The following is an 893-nucleotide window of genomic DNA, read 5'->3' on the forward strand; positions in this document are numbered from 1 at the left end:
GGGTCGGAGCCCGCTCCGTCCTCCGACCCGGCCCCAGCGCCCACGGACACGGCCTCCCCGGCCCCGACGGCGTCGTCGCCCTCCACGCCTGCCGACGTGACCGGCACCGCCACGGCCTCCGGGCCGCTGCCGGCGACGGGCGGCTCGACGGACCCGGTCACCCCCACCCCGGCCGCCTGAGGCGCGCGGCGCAGCCCGGGGGAGGGCGGCGCCGCGGCCGTGTCCGCATCGTGGCCGCATCGTGACCCTCCGGTGACCGGTCGGGGCGGAGGGACCTGGCAGGATGGACGAGGCCCTCCTGCGCGGCGCGCGGTCCAGGACGGGCACCCCAGAGCACCCAGGAGCGTCCCGTCATGCCTTCCCACCCCCGCCTCCGTCTCACCGCCGGCCTGGCCGCCCTCGCCCTCGCCCTCACGGCGTGCGGAGGCGCGGAGCAGCAGCCCGCAGCCGGGAGCCCCGCGCCCGCCTCCTCGTCCTCCTCCGCCGCCGCCTCGACGAGCCCGTCCTCGACGGCGTCCGCGTCCTCCGACGAGGCGGACGAGGCGTCGTCCTCCGCCGCCTCGGCCTCCGAGTCCTCGGCCGCCGCGTCGTCCTCCCTCGGCGCGTCGACGTCCGCAGGTGCCCCGTCGCCGACCGACGGGTCCGGATCCTGGTCCCCGTCCGCAGCGGGCACGCCGTCCGCCGCCGGCTCGAGCTCAGCGAGCGCGCCCCGCTCGACGTGGTCCCCGGCCGCCCCCACCGCCAAGCCCAGCGCCGCGCCGGTTCACGCCGCGGCGCTGGGCTTGGCGGTCGAGGCCGACCTCGGCGGGCCGACGACGGGTGTCGCCCCGGCGGACACCCCGGTGGCCGTCTCCTCCACGGCCCCCGTGGTGGAGAAGGCGGACCCCGTCCAC

The 893-nt window shown here is 80.0% G+C and carries 1 pseudogene; it reads left to right on the forward strand.

Features of this window, described 5'->3' with window-relative positions:
- Positions 1 to 353: 353 nt before the first annotated feature.
- Positions 354 to 893: pseudogene (locus tag MHY29_RS12155) on the forward strand (hypothetical protein); the annotation flags it as partial.

Origin of the sequence: Micrococcus sp. ACRRV (genome assembly GCF_022346985.1) — a bacterium.
In the GTDB taxonomy this organism is placed as follows: domain Bacteria; phylum Actinomycetota; class Actinomycetes; order Actinomycetales; family Micrococcaceae; genus Micrococcus; species Micrococcus porci.